The organism is Nostoc sp. (assembly GCF_036917675.1).
In the GTDB taxonomy this organism is placed as follows: Bacteria; Cyanobacteriota; Cyanobacteriia; order Cyanobacteriales; family Nostocaceae; genus Nostoc.
Genome location: NZ_JBALCT010000074.1, coordinates 278,542 through 294,680 on the forward strand (window position 1 = coordinate 278,542; position 16,139 = coordinate 294,680).

At 42.0% G+C, this 16,139-nt stretch carries 15 protein-coding genes; 10 read left to right on the forward strand and 5 right to left on the reverse strand.

The window, feature by feature from the left end; genetic code table 11:
- Window positions 1-46 precede the first annotated feature (46 nt).
- The 4 genes from V7K31_RS30805 to V7K31_RS30820 all read left to right on the forward strand — a co-directional run bounded on the left by V7K31_RS30805 (window position 47) and on the right by V7K31_RS30820 (window position 3,912).
- On the forward strand, window positions 47-1,639 hold the full coding sequence (locus tag V7K31_RS30805) for a Na+/H+ antiporter (protein ID WP_335100208.1): 1,593 nt from the start codon (window positions 47-49) through the stop codon (window positions 1,637-1,639).
- A 359-nt stretch (window positions 1,640-1,998) separates the two neighbouring features.
- Complete coding sequence (locus tag V7K31_RS30810; RefSeq protein ID WP_335100210.1) at window positions 1,999-3,330, forward strand: DUF2254 domain-containing protein; 1,332 nt, start codon at window positions 1,999-2,001, stop codon at window positions 3,328-3,330.
- A 97-nt stretch (window positions 3,331-3,427) separates the two neighbouring features.
- Window positions 3,428-3,568, forward strand: a complete 141-nt coding sequence (locus V7K31_RS30815; RefSeq protein ID WP_335100212.1) for a hypothetical protein — start codon at window positions 3,428-3,430, stop codon at window positions 3,566-3,568.
- On the forward strand, window positions 3,565-3,912 hold the full coding sequence (locus V7K31_RS30820) for a winged helix-turn-helix transcriptional regulator (RefSeq protein ID WP_335100214.1): 348 nt from the start codon (window positions 3,565-3,567) through the stop codon (window positions 3,910-3,912). Before V7K31_RS30815 ends, V7K31_RS30820 begins: the two co-directional genes overlap by 4 nt.
- 542 nt (window positions 3,913-4,454) lie before the next feature.
- Here the strand turns inward: V7K31_RS30820 and V7K31_RS30825 are convergent.
- Genes V7K31_RS30825 through V7K31_RS30835 form a run of 3 tightly spaced genes read right to left on the reverse strand, consistent with a single transcriptional unit; the run spans window position 4,455 to window position 6,147 of the window.
- Entirely contained in the window at window positions 4,455-4,850 is a 396-nt protein-coding gene (locus V7K31_RS30825) for a salt stress protein, Slr1339 family (protein WP_335100216.1), read from the reverse strand.
- A 27-nt stretch (window positions 4,851-4,877) separates the two neighbouring features.
- On the reverse strand, window positions 4,878-5,483 hold the full coding sequence (locus V7K31_RS30830) for a vWA domain-containing protein (RefSeq protein WP_335100218.1): 606 nt from the start codon (window positions 5,481-5,483) through the stop codon (window positions 4,878-4,880).
- Window positions 5,484-5,541: 58 nt separating this feature from the next.
- A complete protein-coding gene (locus V7K31_RS30835; protein WP_273764635.1) occupies window positions 5,542-6,147 on the reverse strand; it encodes a vWA domain-containing protein in 606 nt (201 codons plus the stop codon).
- Window positions 6,148-6,596: 449 nt separating this feature from the next.
- On the opposite strand from V7K31_RS30835, the gene V7K31_RS30840 reads away from it, so the two are divergent.
- Window positions 6,597-9,290: a PAS domain S-box protein gene (locus V7K31_RS30840; protein WP_335100220.1), complete on the forward strand. Its 2,694-nt coding sequence runs from the start codon at window positions 6,597-6,599 to the stop codon at window positions 9,288-9,290.
- 308 nt (window positions 9,291-9,598) lie between these two features.
- On the opposite strand, the gene obgE is transcribed toward V7K31_RS30840, so the two are convergent.
- Together obgE and V7K31_RS30850 are read right to left on the reverse strand one after the other, a co-directional pair.
- Complete coding sequence (obgE, locus tag V7K31_RS30845; RefSeq protein ID WP_335100222.1) at window positions 9,599-10,627, reverse strand: GTPase ObgE; 1,029 nt, start codon at window positions 10,625-10,627, stop codon at window positions 9,599-9,601.
- 67 nt (window positions 10,628-10,694) lie between these two features.
- Window positions 10,695-11,372 carry a Mo-dependent nitrogenase C-terminal domain-containing protein gene (locus V7K31_RS30850; protein ID WP_335100224.1) on the reverse strand — a complete coding sequence of 226 codons (678 nt, stop codon included), beginning with the start codon at window positions 11,370-11,372 and terminating at the stop codon, window positions 10,695-10,697.
- Window positions 11,373-11,592: 220 nt separating this feature from the next.
- On the opposite strand from V7K31_RS30850, the gene V7K31_RS30855 reads away from it, so the two are divergent.
- From V7K31_RS30855 to V7K31_RS30875, 5 genes are all read left to right on the forward strand, one after another.
- A complete protein-coding gene (locus V7K31_RS30855) occupies window positions 11,593-12,693 on the forward strand; it encodes a glutamate--cysteine ligase (RefSeq protein WP_335100226.1) in 1,101 nt (366 codons plus the stop codon).
- A gap of 527 nt (window positions 12,694-13,220) precedes the next feature.
- Window positions 13,221-13,577 (forward strand): hypothetical protein, encoded by a 357-nt coding sequence (locus tag V7K31_RS30860; protein ID WP_335100228.1) that lies wholly within the window; start codon window positions 13,221-13,223, stop codon window positions 13,575-13,577.
- Between the two features lie 382 nt (window positions 13,578-13,959).
- Window positions 13,960-14,499, forward strand: a complete 540-nt coding sequence (locus V7K31_RS30865; protein ID WP_335100230.1) for a Dps family protein — start codon at window positions 13,960-13,962, stop codon at window positions 14,497-14,499.
- Between the two features lie 152 nt (window positions 14,500-14,651).
- A complete protein-coding gene (locus V7K31_RS30870; protein WP_335100232.1) occupies window positions 14,652-15,419 on the forward strand; it encodes a ChaB family protein in 768 nt (255 codons plus the stop codon).
- Between the two features lie 283 nt (window positions 15,420-15,702).
- Entirely contained in the window at window positions 15,703-15,885 is a 183-nt protein-coding gene (locus tag V7K31_RS30875) for a CsbD family protein (RefSeq protein WP_335100234.1), read from the forward strand.
- Window positions 15,886-16,139 lie beyond the last annotated feature (254 nt).

The window sequence follows — 16,139 nt, forward strand, 5'->3', positions numbered from 1 at the left end:
GTCTTCTTGAAGAGTTAAAATTTATGGGAACGCAAGTAGATAGGCTATGCTTAACATTGAAATTATTATTGGACTGCTCTTGGTTGTTGCCATTGGAGCAGTAGTTGCCCAAAGGCTTGCAATTCCCTACCCTATTCTGCTTGTTCTCGGTGGGCTGGTTCTTGGCTTTATACCGAATCTTCCCAGAGTTGAAATTGACCCTGAACTCATCTTTCTTGTCTTCTTGCCGCCACTCATTACCTCTGCGGCCTGGTACATTCCTTGGCAAGAATTCCGCACAGTCTTTGTGTCTGTTTTTCTCTTATCTACTGGGCTTGTGCTGGCTACCACATCTATCGTCGCTGTAGTAGCACATACAATCATCAGTGGAATTCCTTGGTCTGCGGCTTTTGTATTAGGGGCTGTTGTCTCACCCACTGATGCAGTAGCAGCAACTGCGATCGCAAAAGCACTCAGCGTACCCCGACGTATTGTCATATTATTAGAAGGAGAAAGTCTGGTAAATGATGCTACAGGCTTGGTTACGTATCGCTTTGCACAAGCTGCTGTTGTTACAGGAGTATTCTCATTTTGGAAGGCTAGTGCGTGGTTTGTTGTGGTGGCACTCGGCGGGGTGATTGTTGGCTTAGCGGTTGGATGGTTAGTAACTTGGATACATCGTCGTTTGGATGAATCCACAATTGAGGTTACTTTCACTATCCTAATGTCCTATGCAAGCTACTTATTAGCTGAACAGCTTGGCCTGTCAGGTGTATTGGCAGCGATGACTCTCGGGCTTTACCACCGTTGGCAAAGTCCTGAGATGCTTTCACCCAGAACTCGCATCCAGACAATCGCCGTTTGGGAATTCATTGTTTTTATTTTAAATGGTTTGATTTTTGTTCTCATCGGTTTACAGTTACCAATTATCCTCGATCATCTCTCTGGAGAATCGATAACTACATTAATTTGGTTCGGTACTCTCATCAGTGCCACTGTCCTTGGTGTGCGCTTAGTTTGGGTCTTTCCAGGCACTTACCTAGCACGATTGCTGAGTAGGCGACTGCGCGAGAGCGCTCCCTACCCTTCTTGGCAACAAATCTTGATTGTCGGTTGGGCTGGTATGCGTGGAGGTATCTCCCTTGCTGCCGCCTTAACTATACCCCTTTCGACCAACAATGGCACTCCCTTTCCTGAACGCAACTTAATTATCTTCCTGACTTTTTGTGTCATATTTGTAACCTTAGTGCTACAAGGATTATTCCTACCAACTTTAATTAAGTGGCTCAAAGTTGTGGATGATGATAGTGGCATAAAACGTGAAGAGATGGAGGCGCGGCTTCAGGCAGCCAAAGCTGCGATGGCACGCATTGAAGAACTTACTAACCAAGACACCAATCTGGCCTCTGACCAAATGATTGAATGGTTGCGGATTCAGTATAAGGAACGTATCTGCCAATACGACACTTATTGTCAGGCGATGAATGACGGAAGTTACAAGCAACTTGCGGCCTTTCAATCTTTGCAGCATGAGGTGCTAGCTGCTGAACGAAGTATGGTTATTAAACTTCGCAATCAAGGTATTATCAGTGACGATGTATTGCACAGAATCGAGCGCGATTTTGACTTGGAGTCAGCGCTGCTTGGAAGTAATGACTGAAGAGATATTGAAAATATATCGTTGAGAGTGACTGTCTGAGAAAGTTATATCATGTCCGCCAAATTACCCATAATAAAAGAACCCCACCCCCAACCCTAAGAGCTTGCGGGGAGGGGAGACAAAGCATAGCTTTGACGGGGTGGGGTTCTTCGGGTTTAACAAGTAATCAAGCGGACATGATATTAGTGTAAATGTAAATAATTTTACATATATAGCAACGGACATGGAGCTTAGGACAGCAATAAAATCACAAAATACGCTCTTGAAGGCGCGTTTCCCGCGAACTGTCCTAACGGCTTTGGCGACTGCTATATAGTACTTAAGACGGCAACGCCCCAAGTCTTATATACGAACTATGGATGAAAAAATATAACCGGATCAAACTTCGGGAAGGGCTGCGCTCTAGCTACTGGTTTGTGCCATTACTGATCACAGGTGCAGCGATCGCACTAGCGTTCTTTATGCTCACACTTGACTCAACAGGCAAGTCAGGAGTAATGGAAAAGTCGGGCTTGAAGATTTACACTGGCGGAGCGGATAGTGCGCTAACTCTGCTTTCAACCATTGCTAGTTCAATGATTACCGTAGCTGGTACTGTCTTCTCAGTCACCCTCGTTGCTCTGACGCTCGCTTCTCAACAGTTCGGGCCACGAGTGCTGCGAAATTTTATGCAGGACACAAGATTTAAGTTCGTACTCGGCACGTTTATTGCTACGTTTATCTACTGTTTGCTCGTGCTACGGACTATTCATACTGATGCACAGCAACCATTTGTACCGAAAATTTCAATCACTGTTGCCATCCTGCTGGCGATCGCTAGTATTCTTGTATTAATTTACTTCATCCACCACGCCTCAACCTCAATTCATGCATGGCACATTATCAGGGAGATTAGTGATGAATTGGAATCTAATATTGATTATGTATTCTCTGAAAATCTGGGATATAGTCACCTCGAACACAAGCGGCAACTTGTTGAGGAAATCACAACGGGTTTCGAGCAACAAGCCTATCCAATCTTGGCGACTGGTAGCGGTTATATTCGGGCAATTGATTACGACCGCTTGATGAATATTGCTAAGTCGAAAGACCTTCTGTTGCATTTAAAGCACCGCCCAGGCAAGTTTATCGTGCGAGGTAGCAAGCTGATCAGGGTTTTTCCTTTTGAACGGGGGAATCAAAAACTCACAAAGGAGATCAATCAGGCATTCATTTTGGGTAGAGAACGCACTGCGTTCCAAGATGTGGAATTCTCCATTAAGCAACTGGTGGAGATTGCCATTCGGGCGATTTCCCCTGCCGTTAACGACCCATTCACGGCAATTCGGTGTATTGACCAGCTTTGTGTAGCCCTATGCCGTTTGACCCAAAGAGAGCTCCCATCCCCCTACTGGTACGATGACAATGATCAGCTCCGTTTAATTGCCAACCCGGTGACGTTTGCAGGACTAGTTGATGATGCCTTTCACCAGATTCGACAGTACGGGCGACAAGAGGTAGCAGTCACAATCCGCTTGCTGGAGGCGATCGCAATTATTGCTGAGTACACACTTGACAAAAACAACTACGCGGCGCTACTACGTCATGCCAATATGATTAGACGTGGCAGTGAAAATTTATTCGAGAAACTGGATCGAGAGGATGTTGAGGCACGATATCAGGTTGTTTTGCAAGGACTAGCAAAGATTTAGTAGAAGTGCTGAAGGCATAGTATTTAGTAACCAGAGTTACCTCGTTTATCTTGGAGGAGACAAAATAGCCTGTTTTCCATGACTCTGAGCTTACCATTTGCTGGTCGCCCTAATTAGCGATCGCACCAATACACCCCTGAACGGTTACGTTATAGAAGACTTAAAACAAGCAATAATTAGAGAAATAGCAGTACTACCCAGCAAACGTGAGTCAGGTTCTTCCTACAAAAAACTATGAAAGCTGAAGCAGAAAACCATCTCAGGCTGACTTGTGAAGTAGAAACTACCCTAAAGGTGATTGGCGGACGCTGGAAAGTTTTGATTATTAGAGAATTAATGACTGGCGTAAAACGGTTTGGTGAGTTGCAACGAGCTTTACCTGGAGTTACGCAAAAGATGTTGACTCAGCAACTTAGAGAAATGGAGGAAGACGGCATTATTCATCGAGAAGTTTATCCCCAAATTCCACCAAAAGTAGAATATTCTCTGACACCTTTAGGAGAAACTTTACAACCAATTCTCTATGCTATGCATGAATGGGCTGTTCAAAATTTTGCTCGAACACATCGCCATCAATCTTGAGCATAGGTAATAAATAATAATTGCTAACTTACAATTTGAGCTAAGGAACACGGATTTTATAAAATACAAAACCTCACTCCCAACCCCTCTCCTTATTAAGGAGAGGGGAGACTTTGACTTTCGTCAAAGGCGGGGTGAGGTTAAAAACCATATTTTGATGTTATTTAATTCACATTCCTAACTAATATCATGTCCGCATAATTGGTTATGCTAACCACAGTCATTACACCCCATTTCTTAATCCCCTCCTTGCTTGCGGGGAACTCGGGGCCCCCTCTGGGGATTAGGGGCAGGGAGACAAAGCGTAGCTTTGGCGGGGTGGGGTTCTTCGGGTTTAATAAGCAATCAAGCGGACATGATATAAGTAGGCGTGAATAATTAAAGGTTTCTAGTAAGCGGCTCCAGCCCTTAAAATAGGGCTAAAGCCACGATTACGAACCAAGTTCATTAAATTTACATTGCGTAAGATAGTTTGATTTATTCTTGCCTACTTCAGTTGGCAGATTTATCCGTAAGGTCTAAAATGTTTGAATTTTGAATTGTTAATCATTGCTTCTTAAATATTCAATTGCTGCCTCTAATTTGGAAGAGTAACTTTCAGCAAACTTTTCAAACCAAAGTCCTTCGGACGAAAGTGGATCTACTTTAGCTAACCATTCTTTTGCCTGCACTTTCAAAGCCTCTAGTTGTTTGGCTTTGAGTTGTTCTTGTCGAATCCTTTCGTGTTCTAGTTCTTGCTGTTTTTTTAACTCAATAGCAGCATCCTGTTCTGCAAAATCAGCCTGAACTTCTGCCAAAAGGTTATCCATAAAAGATGCCGACTTTGGCGATGATGGAATAAACGATTTGGCTGTGGCTGATTTTGACTGCTGCTGTTGTGGTTGTACTTCTTTGTATTCAGTTTGGAGTTCAGCTAATAGCTTATCAATGGAATCCATTTTGGCAATTCCTAATAAATGGTATAGCTAGTCATTAATGGCATTGAGCAGCACTTCCGATAGACTCATATCTTCCATGTCTTCCATAGTAATGGTGTCACAAATATCAAACTTAGCACCAGCACTTTGGAGTTCATCGTCTAAGACTTTGAGAAAACGGGTAGCTTGCGGATCTGTGCCGACTTGAATAAAGGAAATAGCTAATTCTTCATCTCGATCTATGCGGCGAGAAGCTTCAATAATTACCCTCATTACTGCTTTGCGATCGTCCGGTTCACCATCAGTAACCACTAAAATTGTTTCACCATTTGGCTTTGTTTGACCGCCTGCTTTGCGCTGTAAGTAATCATCAGTTGCGTGTTTTAAGACACCCGCCAAGTCAGTTGTACCAGAGGGATCATTTTCTCGGAAAATTTGCCCTACTATACTGGATGTGACATTTTCGTATCGCTTAAATTTACCAGAAAAGACATAAATAGTGATGCCGTCTGGGTCAAATTGCTCACACTTACTAGCTAAAGCTAAAGTAGATTCCTGTGCTGCAACCCATCTACTTCTACCGCCCTTTTGATCTTGGGTTGCCATACTGCCGCTTTTGTCGATAATCAAGGTATAATCACGATTCTCTAGCATTATTCAATTCTCCAGTTATTAATAGTAAAGAGTTACTGGACTATGGGTGATCAACACATTAGTCAGTTATTGCGTTTGTCAATACATCTACAAGGCTCATTTCTTCTAAGTCGTCTAAAGTAACCGTATCGCAAATATCAAATTTAGCGCCGACACTTTGTAACTGGTCATCCAAAGCTTTGAGGAACTTAGTTGCTTGAGCATCTGAACCTACTTGAATGATCGAAATTCCTAATTCTTCATCACGCTCCATCTGGCGAGTAGCATGAATGATGACTTCAAACACAGCTTTGCGATCGTCTGGTTCACCATCGGTGATGACTAAAATTGTCTCTCCATTTGGCTTGCTTTTACCGGCTGCTTTGCGTTGAAAGTAGTTATTAAGGGCATCCTGGAGTACACCTGCTAAGTTTGTCGTTCCAGAAGGGTCATTTTCGAGAAATATCTGTGCGACTTTGGCTGAGGTGACATCATCGTAGCGTTTAAATCTGCCGGAAAACAAGTAAACAGTGATGCCATCGGGGTCAAACTGTTCGGCCTTTCTTGCCAAAGCGAGAGTAGACTCTTGGGCAATCTCCCATCTACTTCTACCACCTACTTGGTCGGGTGTGGACATACTACCGCTTTTGTCAATGATTAATGTGTAGTCGCGATCGCTCATCATAATATTCTTCTGATTGTTACCCTGTGGTTCTAGTCTAACTCCGTTTTTTTACCAGTAAGCAAGGCTTTTAAGCACTTATATCAATTATGCTACTCAAAAAAGCCACCCTACAGTTGATGAATGCGACGCCGAATAGCCCAACCCAGGCATCGCTAGTTACAGTACGGCGTAAATAAGCCACCCATTTGTAATGTCTGAAACCCTTGCTAAAACGTAATTACGAATTACGAATTACGAATTACGCCAAGCGATCGCTAGTGCTTCTTTGTTCCCGCAGAGGAAAAAATCTTCCTAGTCCCCAGTCCCCAATCCCCTGGAAACACCAAAAGTTAGAGATTACTTTGGTTGTTGCATCCGTATTTATTCTGGGAATAATAAATATTATTCATGGTGACACACACGGAGCTAAATAAAAGCTGTTTAGCTCAATTTTAGAGATAAATTCGGGTATGAACCATCCTAAATTCTTAGATAACCCCGCGCAAAAACAAAACTTCTCCCCGGCGTTTCTGCATCAGATGATCAATGGTATCTCTGACCCAATTTTTGTCAAAGACCGTCAACATCGCTGGGTATTACTTAACGATACTTACTGTGATTTCATCGGTCATAGCCGAGAAGAATTAATTGGTAAGTCAGACTATAATTTTTTTCCTCAAGCAGAAGCTGATGTGTTCCGGGAAAAAGATGAACTGGTTTTTACAGCAAATATTACTAATGAGAGCCAGGATCTTTTTACTGATGCTCAGGGTATAACCCATCTTATCTCTACAAAAAAGTCTTGCTTTGAGGATGAGACTGGTAATAAATTTCTGGTAGGTAGTATTCGAGACATCATTTTACAGAATGCAGCCGGGAAAGTTCTGGGTGTGACTGATCCTACTGAACTCATGCAAAAGAGCGAGGCACTTCGGGAAACCCTAGAAGAACTGCCCCAACAAAACGAAGAATTAGCGATCGCTCGTGAAACGGCTGAATGTGACATTAGCGATCGGCAAGCTACACTGCGCGATATCTACGGCGAGCTTCCCTTACCCCAGCAAGCAGAGTCAGACCTACAGCGTACTAATGCTGTACTGCAAGCTCAACAAGAAGCTGCGATCGACGGAATTCTAATTATTGATGAAAATCGTACAGTTACATCATTTAATCAAAAATTCTCCAAGTTATGGCAAATTCCTGCGGCACTGCTCCAAACACGCGACGCTCGCCAACTCGTGCGATCGGTACTAGACCAACTAATCAATCCAGACGAATTTCTAACTAAAGTGGAGTATCTTTATCAGCATCCAGAGGAAAGCAGCCGGGATGAAATTTTCCTGAAATCTGGAAAGATTTTTGACCGCTATTCTGCGCCCGTGCGATACCAAGGAGCTTGTGGTGAGACATCACCTTTAGGAGACTATTACGGTAGAATTTGGTATTTTCGTGACATTACCGAATACAAGCAAGCAGAAGCGGAACTCAGGGCTTCACAGCAAAGACTGACGTTACTGATTGAACAAACACCTTTGGCCATTATTGAATGGAATACCAACTTTGAGGTTCAGACATGGAATCGGGCAGCAGAAAGAATCTTTGGATACACCACAGAGGAAATGCTGGGGAATCCTTTTGAGATCATAGTACCTGAAAACGCCAGAAAGCACGTAAATCAGATTATCACCGCCCTGTTAACCCAACGTGGAGGAAGTTTTAGTGTCAACGAGAACGTCACTAAAGATGGTAGAACGATAGTCTGTGAGTGGTATAACAACCCGTTAGTGGCTCCTGATGGCCAAGTGATTGGCGTTGCCTCAATGGTGCTGGACATCACAGAACGCAAACGATCTGAAGAGGAACAGCAAAAATTTGTAGCGTTGATTGAAAACAGCAGCGACTTTATTGGCATTGCTTCAATGGAAGGGCAAGTTCTGTATGTGAACCCTGGCGGACTCAAGCTGGTGGGACTTAGGAGCCTGGAAGCAGCCAAAACCAAATCCTTGCTTGATTTTTATTCACCAGAAGCTTTTGCAGAATTCATCCAGCAAATTACTCCTTTGATGTCTCAACATGGTTTTTGGCAAGGCGAGTTTCGCCATAGGCATTTTCAAACGGGGATAGAAATTCCCACTGATTGCAGCCTATTTATGGTTAAACATCCTGAAACAGGAGAGCCTTTTTGTCAGGTAGCTGTTCTTAGAGACATCACAGAACGCAAACAAGCTAAGGAAGCCCTGCTCAAGTCGGAAGCGCAACTACGACAACAAGCCCAAGAACTCAAAGAAACACTCCGCGAACTTCAACGCACCCAGACTCACTTAATTCAAAGTGAAAAGATGTCCAGCTTGGGTCAACTAGTCGCAGGAGTGGCACACGAAATCAATAACCCGGTGAATTTTATCTATGGCAACCTCAGCCCTACTAAGGAATACACCCAAGATTTACTTTCACTTTTGCAACTTTACCAAAGTCATTATCCCCAAGCTGTGCCAGAAATTGAGGATTTTGCAGAACTAATCGAACTGGACTTTTTAAAATCAGATTTGCCACAAACAATCAACTCAATGAAAGTTGGGGCAGATCGCATTCGGGAGATTGTGCTTTCCTTGCGAACTTTTTCGCGCTTGGATGAAGCTGAAATGAAAGCTGTTAATATCCATGAAGGAATCGACAGTACTCTGATGATTTTGCAAAGCCGCTTCAGGGGTAATGACCAGCGCCCGACAATTGAAATAATCAAAGAATACGGGAAAATACCCCTGGTTGAATGTTACGCTGGGCAGCTAAACCAAGTATTCATGAATATTTTGTCAAATGCGATCGATGCTTTAGAAGAGGGAGTGGGGAGTCGGGATGAGAGGGACAAGGAGAATAATCAATGCCCAATTTCGACAATTCGCATTTGCACCCAATTACAAGAGCCAAATCAGGTAACAATTAGGATTACTGACAATGGATTGGGAATACCAGAAGATGTTAAGAAACAACTATTTAACCCCTTCTTTACCACCAAGCCCATCGGCAAAGGCACGGGTATGGGGCTTGCCATCAGCTACCAGATCATTACAGAAAGACATGGCGGTTGCTTAGAATGTATTTCACAGCCAGGACAAGGCGCTGAGTTTGTGATTAAAATTCCTCTGATTCAACATAATTCGTAATTCGTAATTCGTAATTTTAAGAGCTTTCATATCATTAAGACTTACGCACTGTACAAAAAAATTATGTTGTGTATCAACGTAAATACGTAGTTTCAGATTTTTATGAATCATTCTTTGATAGTAAATAGACCCGCGCAGTAGGGGCAATTAATGAATTGCCCCTACGACAGATCTAGTTTTTCAAATCATCTATAACTTGGTCTTTCCTGTCAATGCGTAAGTCCTAACTATGAGTAAAAACAAAGTATTTCTGCTGCCGATAGCTACTTACCTTCTGGAATTAGTAATTACGAATTACGAATTAGTAATTACCTAACTACCTCCACTTCTTGGGCAACCTTCATTTGATCAAGAATTCCCCAAATTTCCTGTAACATCGGTTCTAACCCGGTGCGGGTAACGGCTGAAATCACAAAAACCGGGGCGTAGGAGAGATGGTTAAGTTGGGTAGCTAACGCCTCCAAATCGACAGTTTCCCGATCAACTGCATCAATTTTATTCAGCGCCAAAATTTGCGGACGTTCTGCTAAACCCTGTCCATAAGCTTGTAATTCTTGCTTAATTATGTTATAATCCCTAACCACATCATCACTAGTGGCATCAATCAAGTGAAGTAGCACTCGCGTGCGCTCGATATGGCGCAAGAAATCATGTCCCAGCCCTGCTCCGTGGGCTGCTCCCGCAATTAGTCCGGGAATATCGGCGAAAACAGTACCATCGCCAGTAGGTTTCCGCACTACACCCAAATTTGGGATCAGGGTAGTGAAAGGATAGTCTGCGATTTTTGGACGTGCAGATGATAAAGATGAGATTAGAGTGGATTTACCAGCATTTGGTAAGCCAATAATCCCTACTTCTGCCAAAAGTTTTAACTCCAGGCGCAGCTGCTTTATTTCTCCTGGTAATCCTGGGAGGGCGTATTCTGGGGCGCGATTACGGTTACTTAAGAAATGCTGATTTCCCAGTCCACCTTTACCACCTTGGGCAATCCGCAAAGTCTGCTTTGGCTCAATTAAATCCCCCAACAATTCCCTAGTTCCAGCATCATAAATGGTCGTACCGCAGGGAACTTCGATGATCAAATCCTTTCCTCCGGCTCCAGTGCAGTTACTTGGGCCGCCACGAGTACCTTTTTCTGCCTGAAAGCGATGGTTGTATCTGAAGTCCAACAAGGTTTGCAGATTTTCATCGGCAACGAAAATTACCGAACCGCCTCGTCCCCCGTTACCACCAGAGGGTCCACCAGTCGGCACGTACTTCTCCCGCCGGAAGGCGACAATACCATCGCCACCCTTACCAGCTTCAACTTCAATTTCTGCTTGGTCGATAAATTGCATACTTAATAATAGTGAGAAGTGAGGAATTAGGAGTTAAAAATTATAACTCCTCACTCTATCACTTTAACTAAATATATGCTGAAACATCTTCACCGCATTTATCTGCAAGATAGCAGAGGGCGCGGAAACGTAAGCCCACCAGTTGCTCATACAACGGGTTAACTTTACACATCGGCGGGATATGGACAATCTTGCGTCCAAATAGGGTGACATCCCGCTCAAAGGGACACTGGGAGGGAATCATTTTACACAAAAAGCGGGCTACTCTGGGGTCTTGGATATCTAGCCCATCCAGCCAGTCACGCAGGGGGCATAGTGCAGCAATTTGACGCTTTGTAAGTCCAGGGCTGGGGATTGTTAAGTTAATTTGCTGTGGGTGTTCTAGGGTGTGGCGAAGGGCTTTTAGTAAATTCTGTGGCTGTTCTAAGGCTTGGCAGAACTGTTGCAAAACCTGATCTTCACTGGGAGAATAAGTACCATCTGCGATCGCTACCATCACTGCTGTCCTTAAAAAATTTTCTGCTGTTGGCGTACCTTTACCCAACACTGCGGCTAATTCCTCTGGTGTAATTACCTCTAGTGAGTCCCATTTAATCCCAAGAGCTAATTCATTTTTGGTGATACTGGCAATGAATTCCTGTTCTTGAGTATCAAAATTACCATCTGCCCAAGCAATGGTGAGCAGTCCACGCAACCAAGCGGCAATCTGTTCGCTGCTGTAGGGGGATTGAACGGTACTTGTCATAAAACTCACGTCTCAAGCTTGCCTCAGTCACTACTAAGCTACACTACCCAGTGACTATGAAGATAGTGGGGGCAGCAGATAAACCAGAGAAGTTTTCAAATCGCAACAGTCGGTCTTGGGGTAGAATCCATCTGAGAGTAATCTTGAGAATTTTTCTACTTAAACTTATCCTCCATAAATGGGTACGCACCTACTTCAATAAACAATTAAGGTATACATAATGTTTCTGTTTGGCATTGAGCATGAAGTTGCTTTCCTCAACAAAGAAGGAAAGTTTGCTGATTTTTCCCACACAAAATTTGCTGATTTTAATCAAATTATTGAAAGGCTACCTACATACCCCAGTGACTATCCTCAACTCCGGGTCGGCGATGCGGGTATTAAGATGAAGAGATGGTACATTGAGGGATTTGAAAGATTTGCAGATTCCGATGAAGTGATAGACTGTCATGCTAAAGGTATTGAAATTAGAACAACTATACATTCTAATATTCAAGGCGCTATTACTGAATTATCAGAAAGTTTTCACTTACTACGTGAGGTTGCTGCTAACTTTGATTTATCACCAGTTTTAGTCAGTTTTAATCCCTACAATCCGGTCTTTGAGCCTCAACCCCCATTAAACGATTATGAAATTAAACAGCTACAGGCTTATCCTGACGAACAAACTGCTAATATTCACATGGTTACATACGGGCCAGATTTAAATATTTCAATGGCAGAGTTGTCTACTGAAGATGTAATTGATATTGGCAGAAAGTTAACTTATTACAGTCCCTATATCGTCCCTTTTAGTTATAGTTCCCCTTTTTATATGGGAGCTTTATGGGATGGGCTATCGGTACGAACGTTTATCAGAACCGGAAAAAGACCAGCAGCCTTGGTTTTTATTCAGGAACAGGAACAACTGATTAATAGTATACCTTCCTTGACAAAAATCGCCCGGATTCCGGCTGAAGTAGGACGCATTGAATTTAAGGCTTGTGATAGTTGTGATGATTTTTTCATCTATGCGGCTTTGCTGGCATTATTGAAAGGTTTGGTGTTAGATGAAACCTTGCTGGGTAGAGCAACTGTACCCGATGCCGCATTACATCAACTTTCTGCAAAAGAAGGGTTTGACAATGAGGATATTTTTGGCAATGCGACAAAAGTCTTGCAAGCAGCCGAAGTTGCTTTGGAAGATGATCCCGATGTTCAGTATTTAACACCACTAAAAGTGCTGCTAGCGAACCGAAAAACAAGATCCCACGAATTAATAGAAATGTTCCATCGTGTAAGTTCAATAGAAGAGGTAATAAGGCAGACTTATCAATTTTAAAGAAAAGATTTATTTTCCTGCATTAAAAAGGGAGGATTTTTATATAAATTCATCCTTTACAAACAGTCCATAAGGTGCATAGTCACCAAAGTCCTTTGATTGGATAAAGTCGAGTTAACTGAACATCAAAAGTAGAGCGATTAAGCTGCCACAACTATATCAAGTCGATATATCTAGAGACTGATTTTAATGCAACTAAAGATTTAGAAAATTTCATTCTAGAGATTGATGCAGACGTTGGCGTTTTCAGAGTAAAAGTAGAAACAGGGAACCGGAAAAGAAGAATGTCAGTATGAAATGTAATTCTTTTGTTAAAGAATTAAGGTGGTATTTGATTATTATATCTGACTAATCCGATACAAAAATACAAAGGCAATTTCTTCGTCAGGTTCGTTTATCAATAACTTCCAGATTGAAGCGTAGCTTGTTAATTTTATTATTGCTCAAGTTTGCCCCAAATAAAGTTATCAGCTTCCGCTCTTTTAATGAAAGTTCTGCGTTGTTAAAACTGTTATCGAGGATTTCAAATGAAAATTATTGCTTCTGTTTTGTCTATCTTAAGTCCAGTACGTTTTCTAGTTGTAGCTTTTACTTGCGCCTTACTACTGTTATCTAATGCTTTTCCTGCTTTTGCGATCGATAGCTACCAAAGTGACCCTACCGAAGGTACTACACAATTACTTGACATTCAGCGCAAAACTGACGAAGCTGCTAAAGAACCACCACAAGGATTGGAAAAGGTTCAAAAGGAGTCAAACAAAGGACTCAATGAGGTTCAGGGAGATGCTGATATTGACAAGCAGAAGCGTCCTGAAAATTCACAGGGTTCAACCTCTGTGGAAGAAAATATAAAGAATGTGTTAGAGAAAGTTACAGGTAGGTAACAAAATTAATACGTTGGTAATTTTTCGGTAGTAATGGGTGATTGCGTAAAAGCAGTTACCCATTACTAATATTAATATGGCAAATTAAATCAACTATAAAATTATGTTCATACTGAGTATTTTTAGGGAAACTGCGTTTAGATAGTTTTCATGACAGATGTTTTGATTAACTATTATTATATTTAATATTTTTATTTTTGGATCTTAAAAATCAATAAAGTTTGCTAATTATTAGATTCTTGGCTTAATACTACCTATTAAGGCATAGACAGAATTCGGAATATAGTCATTAATTTCAGATCACAATATTTCCTTTGGTTGATGTGGAATGTATATGAAATTTGAGAAGATAGTGAATAAGTTTGCTTAGGGATGGAAAACAATGCGTGCGATAAACATTGGTTTGACAGAAGAACAACGTCAAGGTGTAATTAATCTGTTGAATCAAGATTTGGCAGATGCCTATGTACTGTTGGTGAAAACCAAAAAGTATCACTGGGATGTCGTTGGCCCTCAGTTCCGCTCTTTGCACCAGCTGTGGGAAGAACACTACCAAAAGCTGACTCTGAATATTGATGCCTTAGCAGAGCGGGTTCGTACTTTGGGCGGTTTCCCAGTTGGGACATTGGAAGGATTTCTCAAGCTTGCTACCCTCAAGGAACATGCTGGTAATGTTCCTACAGCAACAGGGATGGTAGCTAATCTAGTCCATGATCACGAGCAGGTTATTCGTAACTTGAGAGACCATGTTGATCAGTCTGGTGAAAAGTTCCACGATCAGGGAACTGCTGACTTTTTAACTGGACTGCTGGAACAGCATGAGCAGATAGGTTGGATGCTGCGTTCATTTATTGAAGGGGAAGCATTAGACCCAGATGGGAAACAGCCAGCAGCAGGGGCTAAGACTCCTGTAGGTGTGTAGCTCATAATGCCTGAGTTGAAGATGGCTGATTAGTCAAACCAGTTGAGGGAGGAATCAATCCTCCCTCAATTGGTGTGAAATGGATTAATCTGCCTGCATCTACCTATACACCATATTCATTGCAAAAACAACATAATACAAGGAGTATTTAAGTGCCAGAAGTATATAAAGCAGAACGTACTATCTCTGCTGTATTTAAAGAACAGAAGCAAATTGATGATGTGATTCGACGTTTACTAGATAGGGGTGTGCCTAGAGATCATATTTCGGTCATGGGCAGAAACTTCCAGTCAGAAACGAGAATTGCTGGCTTTATTAGTAAAAAAGACGTGATTCTGGGAGGTTTGAGAACAGGGGCAGTTTTTGGTTCCTTGTTTGGTTCCTTTCTCAGCTTGCTCACGGGTGTAGGCGTATTGTTTATTCCCTTTGTCGGCTCAATTGTAGCAGCAGGGCCTATAGGTGCAGTGTTGCTGGGGGCTGCCAGTGGTGCGATCGCAGGTAGTGCAGGTGCTGGTCTAGTATCGGTTCTGACTACTTTGGGGATGCCAGAAGATAAAGCGACTATCTACCAAACCCGCTTACAAGCTGGCGAGTTCTTATTAATGGCAGAAGTTCCGAGCGATCGCGCTGGCGAATTTCAATTGCTGCTCGAAAGTGCTGGTGCCGAAGAAATTCACACGATTGAAAAAACTTTTGCTCGCCCTTGTCCTGGACAGTGCAACAGTCCAGAGGACTTGTCTCCTGAGGTTCGCGCTCATCTTTCTGATGAAGCTCAGAGTACATTCATTGAGCGCTATAATACTGTCTTCAATGAGAAAAATGACGAGTTCACAGCCGAACAAGCTGCTTGGGAGACTGTTCACCAGCAATATGATGAAGATGAAAACGGCGTTTGGTCAAAAGCTAAGGTTAAAGCTTAAACTACTGCGCCTCAGCAACTATATAGCAATCCTAAATCATTCGTGAAAAGTTAGATCCCCAACTTCGTAAAAGTTGTCGGAGATGTCTAATGCGAATTTTCACCAATTCAGATATGATTGCTATATATTAATATTTTTTTAAAACATACTCCTGTAGCGTATCGTATCTATCTTTAGATAGATAATCTAACAAATTATTCTATCGGTTGATGGAAGTCAAAAAGAATACATTACTGTTAATTTATGTAATAGCTTAATCAACTACAAGCTGGAAATAAAAACCATGACTGCCGAAAAAAGAGTAGAAGCTACTGTAAAAAATATTGAAGGAAAAATTCAAGAGGTTGTGGGCGAAATAACTGGTAATCCACAAGATAAAGCGGAAGGACAAGCAAAGCAAGCTGAAGCCCAAGTTGGTCACACTGTAGAAAACATTAAAGACGAACTTAAGAAAGCTTTAGACTAATTTAGCTTGTACAGTGAAAATAGCAATATTAGCAATAATTCATTACTAATAGTCTAATAGAAATTGCTCCACTAACTTTGAGGAAGTGGAGTTTTTGTATTGGCGTAAAATCTGAAAGGATCAATTACTAACAAACTGGCTCTAAGCATGATTTTGTTAGCAACTTAATTCTTAATTCAACTAACAACTGGTTCGATTAAGTAAAACTTAATACACTTTCTAGCAATTAGATTGCACCTTCTTTTGTAAGTCTC

Excerpts from the sequence above, each read along its gene's own strand:
- V7K31_RS30835 (WP_273764635.1), bottom strand. The coding sequence starts at position 6,147 with ATGATGAGCGATCGCGACTACACATTAATCATTGACAAAAGCGGTAGT.
- V7K31_RS30850 (WP_335100224.1), bottom strand. The coding sequence starts at position 11,372 with ATGACAAGTACCGTTCAATCCCCCTACAGCAGCGAACAGATTGCCGCT.
- obgE (WP_335100222.1), bottom strand. The coding sequence starts at position 10,627 with ATGCAATTTATCGACCAAGCAGAAATTGAAGTTGAAGCTGGTAAGGGT.
- V7K31_RS30805 (WP_335100208.1), top strand. The coding sequence starts at position 47 with ATGCTTAACATTGAAATTATTATTGGACTGCTCTTGGTTGTTGCCATT.
- V7K31_RS30865 (WP_335100230.1), top strand. The coding sequence starts at position 13,960 with ATGCGTGCGATAAACATTGGTTTGACAGAAGAACAACGTCAAGGTGTA.
- V7K31_RS30855 (WP_335100226.1), top strand. The coding sequence starts at position 11,593 with ATGTTTCTGTTTGGCATTGAGCATGAAGTTGCTTTCCTCAACAAAGAA.
- V7K31_RS30860 (WP_335100228.1), top strand. The coding sequence starts at position 13,221 with ATGAAAATTATTGCTTCTGTTTTGTCTATCTTAAGTCCAGTACGTTTT.
- V7K31_RS30810 (WP_335100210.1), top strand. The coding sequence starts at position 1,999 with ATGAAAAAATATAACCGGATCAAACTTCGGGAAGGGCTGCGCTCTAGC.
- V7K31_RS30830 (WP_335100218.1), bottom strand. The coding sequence starts at position 5,483 with ATGCTAGAGAATCGTGATTATACCTTGATTATCGACAAAAGCGGCAGT.
- V7K31_RS30840 (WP_335100220.1), top strand. The coding sequence starts at position 6,597 with ATGAACCATCCTAAATTCTTAGATAACCCCGCGCAAAAACAAAACTTC.
- V7K31_RS30825 (WP_335100216.1), bottom strand. The coding sequence starts at position 4,850 with ATGGATTCCATTGATAAGCTATTAGCTGAACTCCAAACTGAATACAAA.
- V7K31_RS30820 (WP_335100214.1), top strand. The coding sequence starts at position 3,565 with ATGAAAGCTGAAGCAGAAAACCATCTCAGGCTGACTTGTGAAGTAGAA.
- V7K31_RS30875 (WP_335100234.1), top strand. The coding sequence starts at position 15,703 with ATGACTGCCGAAAAAAGAGTAGAAGCTACTGTAAAAAATATTGAAGGA.